The 20,614-nt window shown below is 65.5% G+C and carries 18 protein-coding genes and 2 tRNA genes; 5 read left to right on the top strand and 15 right to left on the bottom strand.

Annotated elements, in window-relative coordinates:
* Positions 1-82: 82 nt before the first annotated feature.
* From FDW83_RS03100 to FDW83_RS03060, 9 genes are all read right to left on the bottom strand, one after another.
* Positions 83-1,150, bottom strand: a complete 1,068-nt coding sequence (locus FDW83_RS03100) for a UDP-N-acetylmuramate dehydrogenase (RefSeq protein ID WP_138136155.1) — start codon at positions 1,148-1,150, stop codon at positions 83-85.
* A 49-nt stretch (positions 1,151-1,199) separates the two neighbouring features.
* Complete coding sequence (locus tag FDW83_RS03095) at positions 1,200-2,474, bottom strand: sugar MFS transporter (RefSeq protein ID WP_138136154.1); 1,275 nt, start codon at positions 2,472-2,474, stop codon at positions 1,200-1,202.
* Positions 2,475-2,477: 3 nt separating this feature from the next.
* Positions 2,478-2,915 (bottom strand): MaoC family dehydratase, encoded by a 438-nt coding sequence (locus FDW83_RS03090; RefSeq protein WP_138136153.1) that lies wholly within the window; start codon positions 2,913-2,915, stop codon positions 2,478-2,480.
* Positions 2,916-2,917: 2 nt separating this feature from the next.
* The gene (locus FDW83_RS03085) at positions 2,918-3,379 is read right to left on the bottom strand and encodes a MaoC family dehydratase N-terminal domain-containing protein (RefSeq protein WP_138136152.1); all 462 of its coding nucleotides are present in this window, start codon (positions 3,377-3,379) and stop codon (positions 2,918-2,920) included.
* A 51-nt stretch (positions 3,380-3,430) separates the two neighbouring features.
* On the bottom strand, positions 3,431-3,655 hold the full coding sequence (locus FDW83_RS03080; protein WP_138136151.1) for a DUF3188 domain-containing protein: 225 nt from the start codon (positions 3,653-3,655) through the stop codon (positions 3,431-3,433).
* Between the two features lie 19 nt (positions 3,656-3,674).
* On the bottom strand, positions 3,675-4,646 hold the full coding sequence (locus tag FDW83_RS03075; RefSeq protein WP_138136150.1) for a DUF2797 domain-containing protein: 972 nt from the start codon (positions 4,644-4,646) through the stop codon (positions 3,675-3,677).
* A complete protein-coding gene (locus FDW83_RS03070; protein WP_138136149.1) occupies positions 4,646-5,509 on the bottom strand; it encodes a CoA ester lyase in 864 nt (287 codons plus the stop codon). The genes FDW83_RS03075 and FDW83_RS03070 overlap by 1 nt, the downstream gene beginning before the upstream one ends.
* A gap of 165 nt (positions 5,510-5,674) precedes the next feature.
* Complete coding sequence (locus FDW83_RS03065; protein ID WP_138136148.1) at positions 5,675-6,616, bottom strand: aldo/keto reductase family oxidoreductase; 942 nt, start codon at positions 6,614-6,616, stop codon at positions 5,675-5,677.
* Positions 6,617-6,647: 31 nt separating this feature from the next.
* Complete coding sequence (locus FDW83_RS03060) at positions 6,648-8,360, bottom strand: glycoside hydrolase family 13 protein (protein ID WP_138136147.1); 1,713 nt, start codon at positions 8,358-8,360, stop codon at positions 6,648-6,650.
* A 96-nt stretch (positions 8,361-8,456) separates the two neighbouring features.
* On the opposite strand from FDW83_RS03060, the gene FDW83_RS03055 reads away from it, so the two are divergent.
* The gene (locus FDW83_RS03055) at positions 8,457-9,662 is read left to right on the top strand and encodes an ROK family transcriptional regulator (protein WP_138136146.1); all 1,206 of its coding nucleotides are present in this window, start codon (positions 8,457-8,459) and stop codon (positions 9,660-9,662) included.
* Here the strand turns inward: FDW83_RS03055 and FDW83_RS03050 are convergent.
* The 6 genes from FDW83_RS03050 to FDW83_RS03025 form a co-directional block, all read right to left on the bottom strand.
* Positions 9,652-10,311 (bottom strand): SDR family oxidoreductase, encoded by a 660-nt coding sequence (locus tag FDW83_RS03050; RefSeq protein ID WP_138136145.1) that lies wholly within the window; start codon positions 10,309-10,311, stop codon positions 9,652-9,654. The two genes, FDW83_RS03055 and FDW83_RS03050, sit on opposite strands and share 11 nt — an antisense overlap.
* Before the next feature lie 59 nt (positions 10,312-10,370).
* Positions 10,371-11,696: a YjiH family protein gene (locus FDW83_RS03045; protein ID WP_138136144.1), complete on the bottom strand. Its 1,326-nt coding sequence runs from the start codon at positions 11,694-11,696 to the stop codon at positions 10,371-10,373.
* Between the two features lie 232 nt (positions 11,697-11,928).
* Positions 11,929-12,002: transfer RNA gene (locus FDW83_RS03040), tRNA-Met, on the bottom strand.
* Between the two features lie 60 nt (positions 12,003-12,062).
* Positions 12,063-12,134 (bottom strand) — tRNA-Thr (locus FDW83_RS03035).
* 343 nt (positions 12,135-12,477) lie between these two features.
* On the bottom strand, positions 12,478-14,496 hold the full coding sequence (locus FDW83_RS03030) for a DEAD/DEAH box helicase (protein WP_138136143.1): 2,019 nt from the start codon (positions 14,494-14,496) through the stop codon (positions 12,478-12,480).
* Between the two features lie 406 nt (positions 14,497-14,902).
* Positions 14,903-15,559, bottom strand: a complete 657-nt coding sequence (locus FDW83_RS03025; RefSeq protein ID WP_138136142.1) for an MOSC domain-containing protein — start codon at positions 15,557-15,559, stop codon at positions 14,903-14,905.
* 159 nt (positions 15,560-15,718) lie between these two features.
* Here FDW83_RS03025 and FDW83_RS03020 point away from each other — a divergent pair, with 159 nt between their 5' ends.
* The 4 genes from FDW83_RS03020 (at position 15,719) to FDW83_RS03005 (ending at position 20,240) form a co-directional block, all read left to right on the top strand.
* Positions 15,719-16,372 carry a DUF1190 domain-containing protein gene (locus FDW83_RS03020; protein WP_240720831.1) on the top strand — a complete coding sequence of 218 codons (654 nt, stop codon included), beginning with the start codon at positions 15,719-15,721 and terminating at the stop codon, positions 16,370-16,372.
* Between the two features lie 2 nt (positions 16,373-16,374).
* A complete protein-coding gene (locus FDW83_RS03015; RefSeq protein WP_138136141.1) occupies positions 16,375-17,586 on the top strand; it encodes a glutathionylspermidine synthase family protein in 1,212 nt (403 codons plus the stop codon).
* On the top strand, positions 17,583-19,109 hold the full coding sequence (locus tag FDW83_RS03010) for an APC family permease (RefSeq protein WP_138136140.1): 1,527 nt from the start codon (positions 17,583-17,585) through the stop codon (positions 19,107-19,109). The genes FDW83_RS03015 and FDW83_RS03010 overlap by 4 nt, the downstream gene beginning before the upstream one ends.
* A gap of 381 nt (positions 19,110-19,490) precedes the next feature.
* A complete protein-coding gene (locus FDW83_RS03005; RefSeq protein WP_138136139.1) occupies positions 19,491-20,240 on the top strand; it encodes a hypothetical protein in 750 nt (249 codons plus the stop codon).
* The last annotated feature ends 374 nt before the right edge of the window (positions 20,241-20,614 follow it).

The following is a 20,614-nucleotide window of genomic DNA, read 5'->3' as shown; positions in this document are numbered from 1 at the left end:
CCGCATCCACCGTGACTGGCGGCGTCAGCCCTCATGGGAGCAGCCGAGCTGCGGCGCCAGGCCGTGCGGGACGTCCCGAAGGTTACAGCTCCAAGCCGATAAGCAGCGGTTCCGGGTGCAGTTCGATGCCAAAGCGGCGTACGACGCCGGCACGCACCTCGCGTGCCACCGCCACCATATCTGCCGCCCGGGCTGAGCCGCGGTTGGTAATGGCGAGGGTGTGCTTGGTGGACAGCGACGCGCGTCCGGCGGATACGCTGTCCTGGTCCAGGCCGAAGCCCCTGCCGAACCCCGCCTGCTCGATCAGCCATGCGGCGGAGAGCTTAACCAGCCCGTCGGCGCCGGCGGGATACCGTGGTGCCGATTCAGGCAACGCTGATGCTGCCTCCGCCGGGACGATGGGGTTGGTGAAGAAGGATCCGGTGGAGTACGTATCCCTGTCCTTCGAGTCCCACACCATGCCCTTGGAGGCCCGCAACCGCAACACCTCACGGCGCACATCGTTAGCGTATGCCCGCTTGCCCGGCTCCACCCTCAAAGCCTTCGCCAGCTCGGCGTAGCGGATGGGCGCGCTCATCCGGCCCAGGGGCAGCTGGAACTCCACGGTCAGCACCACGTAGCGGGGCGAACCGTTGACGGTGGTCTGCTTGAGGATGGAGTCGCGGTAGCCGAACTTCAACTCTGAATTGGTGAAGGTCTTCACCGCGTTCCGCTCGCGGTCCCAGGTGCGCACCGCGGCAATGGTCTGCGCGACGTCGGCACCGTAGGCACCGACGTTCTGGACCGGCGTCGCGCCTGTTGATCCCGGGATCCCGGACAGCGCTTCAAGCCCTGACCAGGCGTGGCGGACGGCGTGCTCCACCAGCTGGTCCCAGTTGTGGCCGGCCTGCACCACCACGGCCACTCCTCCGCAGGAGTCCTCGGCGTTGACCGTGAAGCCCTCGGAGGCGATCTTGATGACCGTTCCGGGGAACCCGTCGTCGGAAATCAGGAGGTTGGAGCCGCCGCTGATGATCAGGACCTGCTCCCCTGCAGCGTCTGCTGAACGGACAGCCTCGATGATCCCGGCCTCTGTGCGCGCCTCGATGAACTTGTCGGCAGGGCCGCCGACGGCGGACGTAGTCAGGGAGGAAAGCAGGGTGGAATTCACCAAACCACAGTACTTGAAGTTACTCGACGGGCGCAGTGACGCAGGGTACCTACGCGGGCTTCCGGGCCACCGGCGAGAGCAGGAAGCTCACAGCCAGCATGACCATGACGGCAAGCAGGGAGTGCAGGATGCCTATATGTTCGGCCAGCAGGCCAAGCAGGGGCGGTCCGCACAGGAACGCGCCATAGCCGATGGTGGACACCACCGACACCCGGGCTGCCGCCTTGGCCGGATCGTCGGCTGCAGCGGACATCCCCACCGGGAATCCCAGCGAGGCGCCCAGGCCCCAAACGGCGAGACCCACAAATGCCAGCCACGGTGCGGGCGCGAAGACGAACAACCCGAGGCCCACCACGGCCAGCGCAGCGCACCAGCGCATCACCGGCACCCTGCCGAAGCGGTCCAGGACCAGGGTTCCGGCGAACCGTCCAATGGTCATGAACGTGACGAACAGGCCGTAACCGGCGGCACCGGCAGCGTCGGTCTGGCCGTGCCCGTCGGCCAGTGCCAACGCTACCCAGTCCCCCGCCGCACCTTCGGCGAGGGCAAGGCCCAGCACCAGCACACCGAGGAGCAGGGTGCGGCGGTCACGCCACGCCTGGGTGATCTTGCGCTTGTTGTCCAGCGGTTCGTCTGGCCGGGTTCCTGTGTCGATGAGCGGGATCGGACCCGTGGTGGGGTCCTCGAAGGTGTCCGGCGTGTAGCTCCGTTCCCGGGCAACCGGCGTGGCGTCGGCGCGGAACCAGGAGGCCGCCGTCGCCACCGAGCCGGCAACCACCAGGCCAGCTGCGGCAAGGTGCAAGGACACCGGCAGGGATGCCGCTGCTGCTGCGGCTCCCAGCCCGGCCCCTGCAACGGTCCCCAGGCTGAAGGCGCCGTGCAGCCGCGGCATGATGTGTCGGCCAACAGCGCGTTCCACGGCCGCGCCCTCCACGTTGGACGCCGTGTTCCAGCTGCCGGTTCCCAGGCCAATGACGGCCAGGCCCGCGGCCGTGGCCACTGGGCTGCCGAGGACCGAGGTGCCGAGACCGGTGAGCAGGAGGCCTGCGCCCACCATGATGCTGCCGGTGCGGATGGTCCGCTTGGAGCCGAGCCGCAGGACGATCAGCCCGGAGGCGGACACGGAGGCGAAGGAGCCCAGCGTCATGCAGAGCAGGAGTACACCAACGTTTCCCGGAGTGAGGTCCAGCGCGTCCCGGATGGCGGGCAGCCGGGAAACCCATGAGGCGAACGCCAGGCCGCTGGCTGCGTAAGCGACAACGACGGCATTGCGCCAGTTTCGGACTTCTGTAGAGGTAGTCGCGGTTCCCGCGCGTAATTCCAAGAGCTAGGAAAGCTTGACGATGGCCTGGGCCTTCATCAGCACCTTCTGCCCGGCCGAGACCACGGTGAGGTCCACCCGGGCGGTGCCGGCGTCGGCGTCGATCTTTCCAACGGCGCCGCTCACCTCGATGGTGGCGCCGGGCTCGCTGGTCCCGGTGGTGTCGGTGACCACCACCGGCTTGGTGAAGCGGGTCTGGAAGTCAACGACGGCGGCGGGGTCGCCTGCCCAGTCGGTGACCAGCTGGACGGCCGAGCCCATGGTGAACATGCCGTGGGCGATGACGCCGGGCAGTTCAACGCCGGTGGCGAAGGCCTCGTTCCAGTGGATGGGGTTGAAGTCGCCGGAGGCCCCGGCGTACTTCACCAGGTCGGTCCTGGTGACTTCGACGGTGCGGCTGCCGATCTCCTGGCCTGCGCTGAGTTCGCTGATCTTGGGGCTCATGGTTATTGTCCCTCTCCGCGGACCAGGATGGATGACGTGGTGGTGGTGACCTGCTCGCGGGCATCGCCGTCGCCGAGGGCGAAGATTTCGGAGCGCGTGGTGATCATGGCCCCGCCGCCCATGGCGCGCACGCCGTCGACGTGCAGTTCGGCTACCAGGCGGTCACCGGCGAAGATTGGCCGGTGGTGGGTGAAGCGCTGGTCCGCGTGGACAACGCGGGAGAAGTCGATGCCGGCTTCCGGATCCTCGATGAGCTGGGCATCTGCGCGCTGGGCGATGATGATCGCGAAGGTGGGCGGGGCCACCAGGTCGCTGTGGCCCAGGGCCTTGGCTTCCTCGACGTCGAAGTGCGCGGGATGGGTGGCCTTGACGGCGCGGGCAAACTCGCGGATTTTTTCGCGGCCAACGTCGTACACCTCAGCGGCAGGGTAGCTTCGGCCCTGCAGATCCGGATTGATAGTCATGGCCTCCAGCCTATCGCCCGGCCGCTGGCACCCGGATAAGGCGGGCAGGAGCTAGCGGCGGAGGTTCTTGCGGATGGCCTGGCCGCGGACAACGATTCCGGCGACATGCAGGACCAGGCCCAACCCGATCAGCGGCAGGGATGCCATGGCCAGTCCCTGGTTGCCGCTGGTATTGCCCACCAGGTTCAGGATGATGCCGACGGCGATCAGTCCCATCGCGCCGAAAACCAGGACTTTGTAACGGGTTGGCGCAGTGGCCCAGAATTCGTTCAGCACCCCGCCAGTTTACCGGGCTTTAGAAGAGGGCTTCCTGCACGGCCGGCACGTCGGAGGAATAGTCTCCGAGGATGATCGTCCTCGCGGACAGTTGCCCGAGGTTGACCACGAACATGGCGTCCGTATTGTCCAGCCCGGCCAAGGCAATCGGGCCGGTCAGCGCGGCGACGTTGAAGCCGTGCCGGCCGGTGTCCAGCGGATGCGGATAGGCGTGGCGGGCGGCGGGGCCGTGCAGCGATTCCGCCTGGGCGGGGCGCAGCCAGGATTCGTCCACTGCGGCGAAACCGTCGACGGCGGTCCGTTCCAGCAGTGCGCGGACCTCGCCCGCGCGGCGGGCATTGATGGCGTCAAGTTCCGCCGCGGGCAGCGGCCGGAGCAGGGCTTCGGCCTTGGCCGCGGACCGGATCTGCTGGGTCAGTCCGGCCTCCGCCGTGACAAGGTCCTCGAGGATCCGGACCACGCGGCCGTCCCGGGCATGGGCAACGTACCGGGCAGCGGCCGCGCCCTGCTCCGCGAGCCGGTTCCACTTGCGGGGGCCGGAGGCGGTTCCCACCTTGGTGCTGCCGCCGGCGAAGGTGGCCACGTACAGCCAGTGTTCCTGCATCAGGTAGTCCCGCAGCCCGGGGGTGACGCGGCCGCCGCGGTGGAAGTCGTGGATCAGCCGGGACTCGTCCAGCATGAAGCAGCGTTCACACTGCTTCCCCCGGGCGGCAGGAGCACCGGCGGAGCAGAGGACATGGTCCCGCCGGGCCGACGAGTGGACCCGGATATGCCCCAGGCAGGACCGCACGGGATCCGCCACCTGGAAGCCGAGCCGTGCACCCCGGTGGAGGGAAAGCTGCCGGAAGAACCCGTCTGGTGACTGGAGGCGCAAAGCCGGGGCGCCGCCGTCGTACTCTGCTTCGGACGCTGGCTGCCCATCCCAAAAGACCCCGTGGACCAGGTAGCGGGTACCGGTCACGGGGCCTTCGGAAGCGGCGGGGGCGGGCATTAGAGCGCCGGCTGCACCCCGAAAGCCACGGCGAGCTTCATGATCTTTTCAGCGCGGCCCAGGCGGGGCAGGTCCGAGCCGTCGCGGATGACGCGGCCGTTGGCTTCGAAGTCGTTCATGAAGTCCGTGGCCCAGGCGACGTCGGACGGCGTGGGGCTGATGACTTCGTTGATGACGGGGGTCTGGTCGATGGCCAGGCAGAGCTTGCCGGTCATGCCCATCATCACGGTGATGCCGGTCTGCTCGCGCAGGATGGGGTGGTTGGTGCCGACCGTGGGGCCGTCGATGGGGCCGGGCAGGTTGCCCACGCGGCTGGCGACCACCAGCTTGGCGCGGGGGTAGGCCATGGCCTCCGGGGTGGCGGCCATGCCGGTGTCGCGGCGGAAGTCGCCGGAGCCGAAGGCGAGGCGGAAGGCGCCCTGGGCCTTGGCGATGTTGTTGGCTTCTTCGATGCCGACGGCTGATTCCACCAGCGGGATGACGGGGGTCTTGCCGTCCATGCGGTGGAAGCTTTCGGTGACCTGGTCGGACGATTCGGTCTTGGCGAGCATGACGCCCAGGAGGCCGGGAGTGCCGCGCAGGCCGGCGAGGTCATCCGCCCAGAAGGGGCTGGTGGCGTCGTTGATGCGGACCCATGCCTTGCCGCCGGCGGTCAGCCAGTCGATGACGTTGTTGCGCGCGTTGTCTTTCTGCGACGGGTCTACGGCGTCTTCGATATCCAGGATGATGGAGTCCGCCCGGGACACTGCCGACTGGTCGAAAAGCTCGGGTTTCATGGCATTGACCAGCAGCCAGGAGCGGGCGATCTCTGCAGGGATGTTGCGTTCCGGCCTAACAGTTTCGGCGGCGATGGTAGACGTCATGCTTTCTACAGTATCCGTCCCGCAAGCGGCACGGCGACGAAAATGGCCTGCTTGTGAGGATCAATACGAACTAAACCCGATGTGACCGGCGCGTCCTTGAATGCAGGTAGCAGCAAGTGCCGTTTTGGGGTCCATAACGTCACTTGCTGCTACCCGGTTGGGAGGTCAGGGGATGTCGCTGCCGCGCGCCGTGACCCAGAGTCGGTACCAGTCCGCGCGGGACATGTCAGCGGCGACTTTTGCCGCATCTGCACAGGCGCGGATGCGGCCCGGGTTGACCGTGCCGATCACCGGGGCGATGCCCGCCGGGTGCCTCATCAGCCACCCGAGCAGGATGGCCTCCCCGGTGGTGCCGTGCTCCCCCGCCAGTTGCGCCACCAGTTCCGCCGTTGCCGACTCCGCTGACCCGGGGGTCTCCGGCTCGGCGCCGGTGTACATGCCGCGGGCCAGGGACCCGTAAGCCTGCAGGGTGATGTTGTTGCGGGTGCAGTATTCCAGTGTGCCGTGCGGGAAGCTGTACTCCAGGTGCCCTGGGTGGTTCACCAGGACCTGGCTCTCCAGCCAGGCGCGCTTGAGCAGGCTCATCTCCAGCTGGTTGGCCACCACCGGCGTTTCCAGCCGGTCCTGCAGCACCTCGATCTGCGCCCCGGACATGTTGGACACGCCCAGCTGCCGGACCTTGCCTTCCGCCATCAGCTGCCCGACGGCGGCAGCCACCTCCGAGGGATCCGCCAGGGGGTCCGGGCGGTGCAGCAGGAGGATGTCCACATAGTCGGTTCCCAGGCGCTGCAGGCTGCCGTTCACCCGTTCCAGGATGGACTCCCGGCTGAGGTCGTAGTGCGTCTGCAGGCCGCGTTCGTTCAGCCTGATGCCGCACTTGGTCTGCAGCCGGATCCGGTCCCGCAGCCCGGGCGTGGCGGCCAGCACCTCGCCGAAGACGGCTTCGGATTTGCCGTTGCGGTAGATATCGGCGTGGTCGAAGAGCGTGATGCCGGCGTTGAGGGCCGCCTGGACGGCGGCAGCGGCCTCGTCCACATGGTTGCTCGCATGCGGCTGGCCGGACCAGCTGCCGCCAAGGCCCATGCAGCCGTAAATCAGTTCCTGCATGAGCGCTTCCGGGCCTCGCCGGATGCCGGCATCAGCGCAGCCACGCGGTGGTGTTGGCCGGCAGCTTGCCATCTTCCAGCGGGACGCTGCTGACCAGCACCTTCCCGGCGGGAAGATCGACGGCGGAGTCCCCGAAGTTGGTCACTGACTGCCAGCCGTTGGGGCGCTTGAAGTGCAGGATGTCCGGGTTTCCGGTGTCCACCCATTCGAGCTCCTCGCCGGTCTGCAGCTCATGGCGGAGCTTCAGCGCGGTGCGGTACAGCTCCAGGGTGGAGCCTTCCGTCCCGTCCTGGGCCTCGACGGCGTACTTGCTGAACCAGTCCGGCTGCGGCAGGTGCGAGCCGCCCTCACCGAATCCGAAGGAGGTGCCTTCCACCTTCCACGGCAGCGGCACGCGGCAGCCGTCGCGGCCGATTTCCACACCCTTGTTGCGGAAGAAGGAAGGATCCTGGCGCTCTGATTCGGGAATGTCCGCCACCTCCTGCAGGCCGAGCTCCTCGCCCTGGTACAGGTAGGCGGAGCCGGGTACGGCGAGCATCAGCAGGGTGGCTGCGCGGGCGCGGCGTTCACCCAGCCCAACGTCCAGCTGGTCGACGGGACCGCCGGCGAGCAGCCAGTCTTTTCCGTCCTGGCCCTTGGCTCCGGCCTTTTCCTTGGCCACCTGGGGCAGGCCGTAGCGGGTGGCGTGCCGGACGACGTCGTGGTTGGAGAACACCCAGGTGGACGACGCACCGGTGGCGGCCGCCTCGGCGAGGTTCCGGGTAATGATTTCCTTGTATTCGGCGGCGTCGAAGTCGGCCTGCAGCAGGTCGAAGTTGAACGCCTGGCCGAGGCCCGTCGGGCTGGCGTAGCGGGCGCGGCGGGTGGCGTGGACCCAGGCTTCCGCGACGGCGGTCCGCGGCGGGTTGTACTCGTTGAAAACCTCGCGCCACTCTGCATAAATCTCGTGGACCTCGTCGCGGTCCCAGAACGGGTGCGTGCCGTCGTCGAACCCGTCCACGCCGGTGTTGGCCGCGCTCAGTTCCAGCTTGGAGAGCAGCGGTTCGGTGAGGTCTTTGGTGAGCGCGTGCGCCACGTCCACGCGGAAACCGTCCACGCCGCGGTCCGACCAGAAGCGCAGGGTCTTGAGGAAGTCCTCGCGGATCTCGCGGTTGGACCAGTTCAGGTCCGGCTGCTCCTTGGCAAAGATGTGCATGTACCACTGGCCGGGGGTGCCGTCCGGTTCGGTAATGCGCTCCCACGCGGGACCGCCGAACACGGAATCCCAGTCCGACGGCGGGTACTCTCCGTTCGGGCCCTTGCCGTCACGGAAGATGTAGCGGTCGCGGGCCGGGGAACCTTTCGGTGAGGCCAGCGCCTCCTGGAACCACTTGTGCCGGTTTGAGGAGTGGTTGGGGACGATGTCGGCAATCAGCTTGATGCCGGCGTCGTGCAGCGCCTTGGCCATTTCGTCAAAGTCCTCAAGCGTGCCCAGCTTGGGGTCGACGTCGCGGTAGTCGTCCACGTCGTAGCCCCCGTCAGCGAGCGCGGACGGATAGAAGGGGCTCAACCATACGGCGTCAATACCAAGCGCCTTCAGGTACGGAACCTTGGCGGTGATGCCTTTCAGATCACCGATGCCGTCACCGTTGGAGTCGGCGAAGCTGCGCGGATAGATCTGGTAGACAGCGGCCTGGCGCCACCAGTTCGGATCGCCTAAGCGGTCGGAGTCGGACAGGGTTGCCAACGTGGCGGTGGTGGACAAGGGGTGGTCCTTTTCTGCTGGTCGCGTATATTTATTTTGGGTCTAAATTTAGTTCCTCAAGCATTATCCGGCCCTCTCGACGGAAAGGTCAACAGCATGCCCGACTGGATTCCGGCGACCCCCCAGCTGCTCCGCCGTGTGAGCGCCGGGGCGGTGCTCGATTTCATGCGGTCCTCCGGTGCGGTGACCGTCACGGAGGTCATGGAGGCGACCGGCCTGACCCGCGCCACGGGGATTGCGGTGTGCGAGGACCTCAAGGACCGGGGCTGGATCCGGGAGTTGGAGAACCAGCGGTTTGTGGGGGGCTACCAGAAAGGCCGCCCTGCCCGCCGGTTCGAGCTGAACGAGCAGGCCGGCGTGGTCCTCGGCATGGACATCGGGTACTCCAAGGTGACCGTGGTCGTGTCGGACCTCCGCGGCAATACCGTGGGAAAGGCCAGCCGGCCCTTCAATGCTGCCGGGCTCGATGCCGGCGGCCGCATCGCGCATATTGACGACGTTGCGCTGGCCGCGCTCAGCAGCGCAAGGGCCGGGCCGCATTCAGTACTGGCCGTTTGCGCCGGAGTGGCAGCACCCGTTGACCGCCACGGGGACGTCCTGGCAACGCAAAAATTCTGGGGCTTGTTCGACATCGACCTGCGCCAGGCGTTTCAGGAGCGGCGGGGCTGGACGGTGCTGCTGGAGAACGACGCCAACCTGGCCGCCCTAGGTGACCGCTGGATGGGTGCAGCAGAAGGGGTGGACGACGTAGTGGTCATCCTGGCGAGCGAGCGCCTGGGCTCCGGCGTGATCGACGGCGGCCGGCTGGTGCACGGCAGCCGCGGCAGTGCCGGCGAGCTGGCCTACCTGGAGCTGGTTGAGGGCGTGGGCGACACGTTCGGCATCGCGTACCTGGCCAGGACGTGGGCAGCGGAAGCCCTGGCCGGTACCGGACCGTCCGTGCTCCGTTCCATCGCCCCGGCACAGGTGGAAGCGGAGGACGTCTTCGCTGCCGCCGACGAGGGGGATGCGGTGGCGCTCGGGATCCTCGACCGGCTGGCCGAGCGGATGGCCAGGGTGATCGGCACGGTGGGCACCATGTGGAATCCGGAACTCGTGGTGATTGGCGGCGGCGTGGCCAAATCGGCCGGTGTGATGCTAGGACCGATCAGTGAACGCCTGGGCAGCTTCACCGCCACACCGCCCCGGGTGGCTGTCTCCCCGTTGGGCGACAGTGTTGTCACCGTCGGCGCGGTACGCGGAGCACTTGACTACGTGGAAAAGCACTCCCTGGACCTGGAACTCCCCGCAGCTACCGGGTGAGGCCGCCCAGCGCCGCGGCAACGGGCAAAGTGCCGTCACGGAATTCGATGGTCCGGCCCGCTGTCTCCGGCAGATCGAGGACCGCCGCCGCCACGATCGCGGTGTTGGCGCGGGAGGTTTCCGCTCCGCCTTCCCGAGGCGGGTCCACCTCGATCCGGCCGCTTCCCGGTTTGTCCGTGAGGGAGCCCGGTCCCAGGATGGTCCAGGCCAGGCTGGTTTCCCGAAGGTACGCGTCCGCGGCCGCTTTGGCTTCAGCGTAGGGGAAGAAGCTGTGGTCCTGCGGTACGCCGTGGTTCCTGGCGGCCCCGAGGTATGACACCATCACGTAGCGGTCCACGCCGGCCTGGGCTGCCGCATCCATGGAACGGATGGCGGCGTCCCGGTCCACCGCATAGGTGCGTGCCGGGTTTCCGCCGCCCGCGCCGGCAGACCAGACCACGGCATCGTGGCCCTTAAGCGCCTCGGCGAGGGCCGCCGTCGTCGAATTCTCCACGTCCAGGACCGACGGCGCTGCGCCCGTCTGCTCAACGTCGGCGGCGTGCTCCGGGTTGCGGATGAACGAGGTGACGCTGTGGCCCTCGTCGGCGAGGAGGGTGGACAGGCGGAGGGCCACTTTGCCGTGGCCGCCGATGATAGCGATTCGGGTCATGGCCCCATTCTGCCTGCACGGACAGCCCATTGCGTGGCGGATAGAGAACTTTGTTGGTGTCAGGCGGGAAACAGCAGGAATGCCATTGGGGTCACGAGTATGAGCGTCAGGACAACCCTCTGGAACCAGATCACCACCAGTTTCCACACCGGGAGAGGAATGTCCGTGGCCATGATGCACGGCACGAGGGCCGAGAAGAATATGATTCCGGAGACGGAGACCACGCCCACAACAAACTTCACGACCGGAACCGACTCCGCTGCAAGCAGGGCCGGCAGGAACATCTCGGCGACACCTACCGCGCTGGCCTTAGCAACGAGCATCGGTTCGGGTAATTGGAGCGCCCAGGTGAAGGGGTAGAAGATGTAGCCCAGCCAGTCGAAAGCCGGCGTGTACGTCGCCAGCACCAAGCCCAGCAGGCCGATGGACAGGATGGACGGCAGGATTGCCATCGCCATCAGTACCCCGTCCCTGACGTTGATCCACACGTTGACGGGAAGGGAAGGAGCCGCTTCCAGGGTTGCGCGGGCTTCACGCCAGGCCACGGCTAAACGACGGCCGGAAATTTCCTCTTCGGGCTGCGGCACGGCTTCCGGATGGTAGTCATCAGGAATGCTGTTCAAGGGCCAGATACGGACCGTGATGGCGGTGACAATGAAAGTGACCAGGAAGGTGATCCAAAAGTAAGCGGTCCATTGGCCCATCAGGTCCAGCGTCTTGGCAACGATCACCATGAAAGTTGCTGAGACGGTGGAGAAACCGGTGGCGATGATTGCCGATTCGCGCGCTGTGTATTTCCCTTCCTTGTAGACGCGGTTGGTTATCAGCAGTCCCAAGGAATAGCTGCCCACAAAGGAGGCCACGGCGTCGATTGCCGAGCGTCCGGGCGTGCGCCAAAGCGGGCGCATAACGCGCTGGACCATGACGCCGATAAATTCAAGCAGTCCGTAACTGACAAGCAGCGCCAGGAACACCGCACCGATGGGAACGAGCAGGCCCACCGGGATAACCAGCTTCTCGAACAGGAACGGACCCATGCCCGGTTCAAACAGCCATGCCGGCCCAACCCTGAAGACCATCATGAAGCCCACCAGCATACCCGCCACTTTGAACAGCGAGAACACCACTTCAACAGGTGACTTTTTCCATGTGCCCGTGATGAACGGGTAGACGGCCCCTGCAATAATGACCGCCAATGCGTAGTAAGGGAGGACCGGGCCGATACTGCCCTGCAGGAACGAGACGATGTGATCCAGCATGATGGTGTTCTTGCCCCCGATCGTCACCGGTACGAAGAACATGAACGCGCCGATGCCGCTGTAAACAAACAACTTCCACATCTGACGGAGCGGTGCGGTGCGCGGGGCCTCGGAGGTGATGGCCATCGGTCTTTCTCCTGACATATTGCTGGCCCGGCAGGGCCAGCGCTTTCATATACCGAACCATCCCATCGCGGACCGGAGGACGGGACAATGGAATTCGCGACTCAGCAGTCTCGGATATGAGACTTACATCACGGAAGCTGTTGTAAGGGGGAAAGTACCGACGGACAGTCATATGCAAGAAAGCGGGAAACAGGAAAGCCCCCGGGATCCAAGATCCAAGGGGCTTTTCCTGTAGCGGTGGGGAGGCTCGATCTCCCGACCTCACGATTATGAGTCGTGCGCTCTAACCAACTGAGCTACACCGCCACGAATGAGAAAAACCTGTGTCAAGCCGGTCAAACCGCCTTGACACAGGCCCTCATTCAGAGCCCCCCACCGGAATCGATCCGGTGACCTCGTTCTTACCAAGAACGCGCTCTACCACTGAGCTAGGGGGGCAACGAGTAAATACTCTACCGGAAGATTTCCGCACCAACAAATCGGGCTCCGAAGGGGCGCTCCGGCTACGATGCAGTCCCGCTCTGAGCCTGTTTTCCGCGCCAATACTGGGAAGTACTGCCTGCGGGAGGCCGCCCGAACAGAGCCGCGGCCGCGCTTCCGGACCGTCCCGGGGGCGCAACTGTGTCCAGCCCCACACCCCTCAGAGTTTTTGTCCAGATATGCAGGGCTGAAGGGCCCTCAAGCCGGCATACGTGGCCAAAAACTCCCAGGGGTTAAATGACGATGGGCCGGCTCGAAAGCCGGCCCATCGCCGTCGTTATTTGCCTACCCGCGGCAGGGCTTACCACTTGCCCTTGCGGTTGTAGTCGCGGTGTCCGCTGTCGTTGCCGTGGCGGGGCTTGCGGGAGCCGTCACCGTGGCCGCCATACCGGGAGTCGCTTGACTGCCGGTCGCTGAAGGAACGCTCGGAACGCTCGCTGTACGAGCGGCCGCCGCGGTCCGCGGAGGAGCGCTCGCCGTCGTTCTTCCGAAATTCCTTCTTGAACCCGCCGCTGCCCTTGAAGTTGCCTCCGCGGTTGCCCTGGTAGCCGCCACGGTCGCCGGAGGGCTTGCGTCCGGAATCAAGTTCGAGGTGGATCAGCTCGCCGCCGATCCGGGTGCGGGACAGCGCACGCAGCTGCTCCGGGCTCAGGTCCGCCGGCAGCTCCACCAGGGAGTGGTCGGAGCGGATGTCGATGCCGCCGATCTGCGAGGACGAGATGCCGCCCTCGTTGGCGATGGCGCCCACGATTGAGCCGGGCATCACGCGCTGGCGGCGTCCGACGGCGATCCGGTAAGTGGCGTTGCCCTCAGTCAGCGCACGGGTCGGCCCGCGGGAGCCGAAGCCGTCCTTGGAACGCTCGCGCTTCTGGAACTCGGGGGCCGCAGGCAGTTCCTTGACCAGCAGCGGCTGGCCGCCCTGGGCCATCACAGCCAGTGCCGCAGCGATTTCGGCTGCCGGCACGTCGTGCTCTTCCTCGTAGGAAGCGATGAGATCGCGGAAGGCCGCAACATCTTCTGAAGCCAGGGTCTCCGTGATGCGGTCGGCGAACTTGCCGAGGCGAAGCGTGTTGACAGTCTCGGCGGTCGGCAGGTGCATCTGCTCCACCGGCTGGCGGGTTGCCTTTTCGATGGAACGCAGCAAATACTTCTCCCGCGGCGTCATGAACAGGATGGCGTCACCGGAACGGCCTGCACGGCCGGTGCGGCCGATGCGGTGGACGTAGGACTCGGTGTCATGCGGGATGTCGTAGTTGATGACGTGGCTGATCCGCTCCACGTCGAGGCCACGGGCGGCGACGTCGGTGGCCACCAGGATGTCGATGCGGCCTTCCTTCAGCGCGTCAACAGTACGCTCACGCTGCTGCTGCGGAATGTCACCGTTGATCGCTGCGGCCTGGAAACCGCGGGCCTTCAGCTTGTCGGCCAGGTCCTCGGTGGCCATCTTGGTCCGCACGAAGGCGATAACGCCGTCAAACTCTTCAACCTCGAGGATGCGGGTCATGGCGTCGAGTTTGTGCGGGCCCATGACCTGCAGGTAGCGCTGGCGGGTGTTGGCGCCGGTAGTGGTCTTGGACTTGACGGAGATCTCGGCCGGGTTGTTCAGGTACTGCTTGGACATGCGGCGGATCTGGCTCGGCATGGTGGCGGAGAACAGTGCAACCTGGCGCTCCGACGGGGTCTGCTGGAAGATCTGCTCCACGTCTTCGGCGAAGCCCATGCGCAGCATCTCGTCAGCCTCGTCCAGCACCAGGTACTGCAGTTCGGACAGGTCCAGCGAACCCTTGGCGATGTGGTCGATCACGCGGCCGGGAGTACCCACAACCACCTGGGCGCCGCGGCGCAGGCCGGCCAGCTGGGGACCGTAGGCGGAACCGCCGTAGACGGGCAGCACGGTAAAGTCGTCGATGTGCTTGGCGTAGGAGGTGAACGCCTCCGCAACCTGCAGCGCGAGCTCGCGGGTGGGGGCCAGGACGAGGGCCTGGGTTTTGCGGGACGGGCCGTTCAGGTCGTGCAGCTCAGCCAGGCGGGACAGGGCCGGCACTGCGAATGCTGCAGTCTTGCCGGTACCGGTCTGTGCCAGGCCGACGACGTCCCGGCCTTCGAGCAGCAGCGGGATGGTGGCTGCCTGGATAGGGGACGGCTTTTCGTAACCCACATCCTTCAGGGCGGCGAGGACGCGGCCGTCGATGCCGAGGTCGGCGAACTTCACCGTGTTGTCATCGGAGTCCGCCTCGGGGCCCGTTGCGGGGGCTTCGGTCGCTGCAATCGGAGCATCAATCTCGGCGGCGTCGATAATTTCGTTTTGGTTTTCGGGCATAGGGAAAAATTCCTCATCCATAGGGGGCCAGGCGGCACTACCCGAGGTGAGTGGAGCCGCAGTACGTGTGCCGTGGACGCCGGGCATACGTTGACCGGCCGGTCACAGAAGTCCGGCGCTTTCGCAATCCCGTGGCAGGACTTCCCGCTGCATCTCTTGGCTGCTATCCCAGCAGTCTGTACAGCGTTTTCTTCAGCCGGCTCTCCCTATGAAACTGCCCGCATCACAGTTGCGGGCCCCAACACTTGCCAGTCCTGCCTCAAAAATTGGGCAGGAAAAAGGGATTTCCGGAGTGGGGGATGCTTCAAGTGTACGGCACCGGGTGCCGGGAGTCCCAATTCAAGCGTCCGACGGCGGCGGTGAGCTTGGGCACATCCCGCACGTCCGGCGTCGTACTCCCCCCGCGTCAGCCGCGAAGCTGGCGCTGCAGGGCCTCGAACTTTTGGTTGAACTCGGGCTGCTGCAGGCGGATCTCGCCATCGGCATCCGCGTCCTTGAGGGCCTCCATGGACTCAACATCCGGCTCGCTGAACCACTTGCCCACCGTCACGCCGTGCCTGGGGACGTAGAGCTTGTGGAGGTGGTCCCCGGCCCGGATGGTTCCCACCTTGATGACCCGCAGGTACGCGCCCACGCGGCCCTCGTCTGTGAAGCGCTTGACGAACCGGGACTCCCCCATCCGCCGCTGGAACGTTGCGCACGGCGTGCGCGGCGACGTCACCTCGACCTCCACGTCCATGCCGATCTTCCACCGTTCCCCGATAACGGCACCGGTGGCATCAAGGCCGGCAACCCGGAGGTTTTCGCCGAAGAACCCCGGTGGAACCTCCCGCCCGAGTTCGGAAGCCCAGAAGTCGGCGTCTGCCTGCGAGTAGGCGTAGAGGGCCTGGTCCGGCCCGCCGTGGTGGACCCGGTTGGCCTGGATGTCGCCCTGGAGGCCAAGTTTGTGGACCTTAACCGGCCCCTCGGCCGGACGCTTGTCAATCGCCGTCACGCCCACGTTCGAGGCATCCGGAAGGAGTTGGTGGACACGGCAGACAGCGAGCAGGGACGCGGTTTCCATGGCACAAGTGTAGGGTCATGCCCTGGCACCGGGCCTGATCGGCACTTTTCCCCTTCCTCCTGCTCGCAGCGGGGACTGGCAAGGACTACGCTGATTCGAGGATTGCAATTGGGGGTGCAGCGCTGTGCCCAATTCACGTGGACGACTGAGGGGGACGCCGTGGACCCAAATAGGCAGGATCCGGACAAGCAGGATCCAAACGGGGGTCCCGGGCGCCAGGATCCGGCGCAGCAGGACCCCGCGGACGGCACCAGCGGCAGCGCGCCGCCCAGCCCTGGCGGCAACAGCCCGAAACCGCCGCCATGGCAGGTACCCAAGCCGGAGCTCCGCCCCGAACTGCTCAACGAGCCCGTCAAGCCGGTGGATCCCTTCGCCCGGGACCGGGAACGGCAGGCCAACGAGGCAAAAGCCCGGAAGAAGCGCTCCCAGCGGCGCACCGTCGTCGTCGGCCTGGGCGTGACCGCCCTGCTGGCAGGGACCATCACAGCCGTCGTGGCGAGCAACCAGGACGATCCCGAATACGCACAGGTGTGCTTCAACGACGAGACCGGCGAGCGCGTGGAGGACCGCAACTGCGACAGCTCCGCCGGACGAGGCGGCGGTATCTACGCCTGGTACTTCTTCTCCCGCGGCGCCTACGTTCCGCCCATCGGCCAGAACCGGTCGACGGCGCCCAACTACACCCGGACCGTCCCGAGTGGTGCCAAGGCCTCCACCGGCTACAGCACCCAGGGCGGCACTGTCAGCCGCGGCGGCTTCGGCACCAGCGCCAAGAGCGGCACCAGCGGCGGCAGCAAGGTCTCGGGGGGCTGAGGGTGAAGCGTTTGCTGTCTGAACCCCGGCCCGGGTGGAAGCAGAAAATCGAAGAACAGGGACTGGTCTTCTCCACCACCACCATGGAGGACGGCCGGAAGATCGAGTACTGGAACGAGTCCGCCTACTACGAGTTCAGCATGGACGAGGTGGAGACCCTTGAGGAAACCGCCGAGGAGATGCACCGGATGTGCCTGGAGGCGGCCAAGTTCCTGGCCACCGGGGCCATGGGAGGTATCGGGATCGGCCCGCAGGCGCTGGAGCTCGCCGCTGACTCCCTGCAGGCCGGGGACATGGACGTCTACGGCCGGTTCGACTTCGTCTACGACGGCCAGGGCGGGCCCGCCAGGATGCTCGAATACAACGCGGACACCCCCACCGGCCTGATCGAAGCCGCGGTGGCGCAATGGTTCTGGCTGCAGGACGTCTTTCCGGAGAAGGACCAGTGGAACGGCATCCACGAGGCCCTGATCCGGCAGTGGAAGAAGGTGCAGTACCGCACGGGCATGAGCACACTGCACGTTGCCCATTCCGAGGTGGAGGAATCCGGTGAGGACTGGATGACGGCCGCCTACATGCGGGATGTGGCCAGCCAGGCCGGGTGGACCACCATCGGGATCAAAATGTCCGATATCGGCTGGGACCCCAACCTGAACCGCTTTGTGGACCTGGACAACTTCATGATCAGCACCATCTTCAAGCTCTACCCCTGGGAGCTGATGATGAAGGAGCCGTTCGGTCCGCGGCTGCTCGAACGCGCGCACAATCCGCGCTGGGTGGAGCCTGCATGGAAGATGCTGCTTTCCAACAAGGCCCTCCTCGCCGCGCTCTGGCACCTCTACCCGGAACACCCCAACCTGCTGCCGGCTTACCTCAATGAACCCGGCCCCTTGAAGGAATGGGTGGCCAAGCCGCTGCACGGCCGGGAAGGGGACAACATCAGGATCCACGCTGCGGGCATCAACCTGGAACAGCCCGGCGGGTACGGCCGGGAGGGCTGGTGCTACCAGCAGTACCAGCAGTTGCCGGACTTCGACGGGAACCATCCGGTCCTGGGCCTGTGGGTGGTGGACGGTGAATCGGTGGGCTGCGGCATCCGCGAATCCGACGGCCCCGTCACCGACTACTTCTGCCGCTTCGTGCCCAACACCATCGACGCGCCGGCGCCGCTTTCGGCGGAGGCATCCTCCAGCAAGGCAGGTATCACCTTATGAGCACAGACATCACGACGGCGGGAGGTCCGGGCGGTGCCTCCGGCGCCCCGGTCCCGGCCAAGGGACTGCGCGCCGGAATCCTGGACCTTGGCGACTCGGTGATGCTGGGCCTCGCGTCCACGGCTCCGGTCTATTCGCTGGCTGCGACGCTGGGCCTCATCGTGGCGGTCAACGGGAACTACACTCCCCTGATCCTGCTCGTCGGTTTTATCCCGGTCCTGTTTATCGCCTACGCCTTCCGCGAGCTCAACAGCGCCATTCCGGACTGCGGCACCACGTTCACCTGGTCCCGCCGCGCGTTCGGGCCCTGGGCCGGCTGGCTGGGCGGCTGGGGCGTGGCGCTCGCCGGCATCGTGGTACTGGCCAACCTGGCGCAAGTGGCAGGCCAATACCTGTGGTTGCTCATCGGGGACGGGTCCCTGGCCGAAGACAAGCTGCTGGTCACTGCAACCGGTGTGTTGTTCATCGCCGTGATGATTTGGGTCAACTACCGCGGCATCCGGCTGGGCGAACACGTCCAGCGCGTGCTCACATACGTGCAATACATCTCGCTGGGTATCTTCGCTCTGGCCATTGTTGTCCGCATCGTCGGCGGGGCGCCGGAGGGGCAGGCCTTCGACTTTGAGTGGTTCAACCCGGTGGGTGCTTTCGCCGATCCGGGGGCCGTGATGCACGGCGCGCTCCTGGCGCTGTTCATCTACTGGGGCTGGGACACCTGCCTTGCCGTGAACGAGGAGACCGAGAACCCTGCCACCACCCCTGGCAGGGGTGCCGTGATTTCGGCCTTCGTACTGGTGGCCATTTACGTGTCGGTGGCCCTGCTGGTGATGATGTACGCCACCGTCGGCCCCGAGGGCATCGGACTGGGCAATGAAGCCAACCAGGACGACGTGTTCGTGGCGATGAAGGATGTGGTGCTGGGGCCATGGGGCTGGCTGATCGTCGTCGCGGTCCTTGCCTCGGTGCTGTCCTCCACCCAGACCACCATCCTTCCCACCGCCCGCGGGACGCTGTCCATGGGCGTGCATGGGGCGCTGCCGGCAAAGTTCGGCGAAGTCCATCCGCGGAACCAGACTCCGGGCTTTTCCACCCAGGTGATGGGCGCCGCAGCCATCGCCTACTACGTGGCCATGAGTTTCCTGAGCGAGAACCTGCTCGCGGACTCGATCAGCGCCATCAGCTTGTTCATCGCGTTCTACTACGCCCTCACCGGCTTCGCCTGCTTCTGGTACTTTCGCGGCACCCTCCGCGCGTCGGTGCGGAATCTGTGGTTCCGCGGGATCCTGCCGCTGACCGGGGCCCTGCTGCTCACCGCGGCGTTCTTTATTTCCGCCGTGCAGATGTGGGACCCGGCCTACGGCGACACCCAGATCTTCGGCGTCGGGGGTGCCTTCATCAGTGGCGTGGTGCTGCTGGCGCTGGGCGTGGTCCTCGCCGCCGTCTGCCGGTTCGCCCCGGCCACGCGCGGCTACTTCACGGGCCAGCCCCGCACGGCCCACTCCCCGACCCCCTCGCCCAAGTAACCCCTCCTCCGACTGGGTAGCGCTAACTGTCGTTCTGGACCCTTGGCTGGATGCGGTGATTGCACCACCTGATTACTGAGGGGTGTTGATTTCCATGGCTGTGTTCTCAAATCGGCTAATGGCATCGCCAACCGTCGTCGAGCGGACCACGGGATGCCTGATGCTGGTTGTGCCGGCGCTTACGGGTGGCCGGCTCCAGCGGGCGGCAAATTGAGACCGTGAAAATCGGTGGTTTTCGGGATAGGATGCGGTAATTGCCGGCAGCGCCTTGGGTGTAGGGCAGCGATCTCTTTGGACTCATCTACCTCAGGGCACTGAGAGAGACACTTGGGGGTTACGCTCATGACGTCATTACTCTGCATCCGTGCAGGGCGTACCGCAGTGTCGGTACTCCTGGCATGCACCGTCATACTCACCGCTGGCTGCTCGATGGGGGGCGCCGGACTGGAGAAAAAGCCGGTACGGGAGTCGGGAGAGGCTTTCCTCCTTGCGCCTAACCGGAACACCCACGGTACCTACCAGCAGGTCAGGCTCGACCCGGCGGACATTCCTCAAGCGCCTATCGACAATGCTGATTTTGTTCGTCCGGAGGTCCGCGAAAAGTATTCCCCTGAGCAGCTCGCAGAGGTCTACCAGTTGGGCACGAACATGATGGTGGAGGTCGGATTGGACTCACCTCTGAACGGCGACCTGACCATCTTCGACGAGTGGTGGGAGACCATAAAGCACCTGGTTTTGGACGAAGCGGAGTCCGAGTTTTATGAGACTTTCAAGCAGGAAGGCGTGGCATTTACGGCTTGGCAGCCCTGGCATCCGGACTACGACAGCGTCATCGATTACCGGTATGAGCCGGACAAACCACGCTTTTCCGACGTGGTAATTGACTCGCCACGCGTTTGGCTTGCCGAAGACGGAGAGTCAGTCGCCCTGCAGGCCAAAGTGCGCTACGTTGCCCACCTGCAGGATAAAGAGAAGAACGAGCATTTCACCCAGGCACTTCGCAGCGAGTTTACCTACGAATTCGCATTGGTTCACGGCCGATGGCTAATGAACGGTTATGAGGTGAATCCCACGGTCCCTGTCGATGGGAACGGAAACGAGATCCAGATCTCCAAGTTCGCTGCTGGTTAGCCGAAGGCCACCAGCACCGACTAGAGCCGGTACATGTTGCGGCTACATAGTTTCATGTAAACCATGCGAGGACCTTGTTGTCGTCGTGCCATGTATCGCCGCCTGCCTCAGACCGCATCGGCCACAGGATTATAAGCCACCGGTAGAAGTCTTGTTACCTGAGATTCACCCAACGTTAATGGTCATCAGTTCTGCCCATCGGCGGTCACCTAATTTGCCCGCTACGGGTTGTTCTGCAGGACCCTAACATCCCCTAATAGCGCCCCCTAATAGCGCCCCCTAGCAACCCCATAAGTAATAGGGGGAGGAAAAGACAAGTAGCAAATACTGATGGACGGCACCGAGGCGGTCCATAGAGTGCAGAGGGTAAGAGC

It is taken from the genome of Pseudarthrobacter sp. NamE2 (genome assembly GCF_005796205.1).
Classification (GTDB): domain Bacteria; phylum Actinomycetota; class Actinomycetes; order Actinomycetales; family Micrococcaceae; genus Arthrobacter.
The sequence above is the reverse complement of the archived record's forward strand: the minus strand, read 5'-3'. Positions and strand labels throughout refer to the sequence as shown.

Coding starts and splice junctions, on each gene's coding strand:
- FDW83_RS03025 (WP_138136142.1), bottom strand. CDS start 15,559: ATGGAAACCGCGTCCCTGCTCGCTGTCTGCCGTGTCCACCAACTCCTT.
- FDW83_RS03010 (WP_138136140.1), top strand. CDS start 17,583: ATGAGCACAGACATCACGACGGCGGGAGGTCCGGGCGGTGCCTCCGGC.
- FDW83_RS03050 (WP_138136145.1), bottom strand. CDS start 10,311: ATGACCCGAATCGCTATCATCGGCGGCCACGGCAAAGTGGCCCTCCGC.
- FDW83_RS03065 (WP_138136148.1), bottom strand. CDS start 6,616: ATGCAGGAACTGATTTACGGCTGCATGGGCCTTGGCGGCAGCTGGTCC.
- FDW83_RS03075 (WP_138136150.1), bottom strand. CDS start 4,646: ATGCCCGCCCCCGCCGCTTCCGAAGGCCCCGTGACCGGTACCCGCTAC.
- FDW83_RS03090 (WP_138136153.1), bottom strand. CDS start 2,915: ATGAGCCCCAAGATCAGCGAACTCAGCGCAGGCCAGGAGATCGGCAGC.
- FDW83_RS03030 (WP_138136143.1), bottom strand. CDS start 14,496: ATGCCCGAAAACCAAAACGAAATTATCGACGCCGCCGAGATTGATGCT.
- FDW83_RS03085 (WP_138136152.1), bottom strand. CDS start 3,379: ATGACTATCAATCCGGATCTGCAGGGCCGAAGCTACCCTGCCGCTGAG.
- FDW83_RS03055 (WP_138136146.1), top strand. CDS start 8,457: ATGCCCGACTGGATTCCGGCGACCCCCCAGCTGCTCCGCCGTGTGAGC.
- FDW83_RS03045 (WP_138136144.1), bottom strand. CDS start 11,696: ATGGCCATCACCTCCGAGGCCCCGCGCACCGCACCGCTCCGTCAGATG.
- FDW83_RS03070 (WP_138136149.1), bottom strand. CDS start 5,509: ATGACGTCTACCATCGCCGCCGAAACTGTTAGGCCGGAACGCAACATC.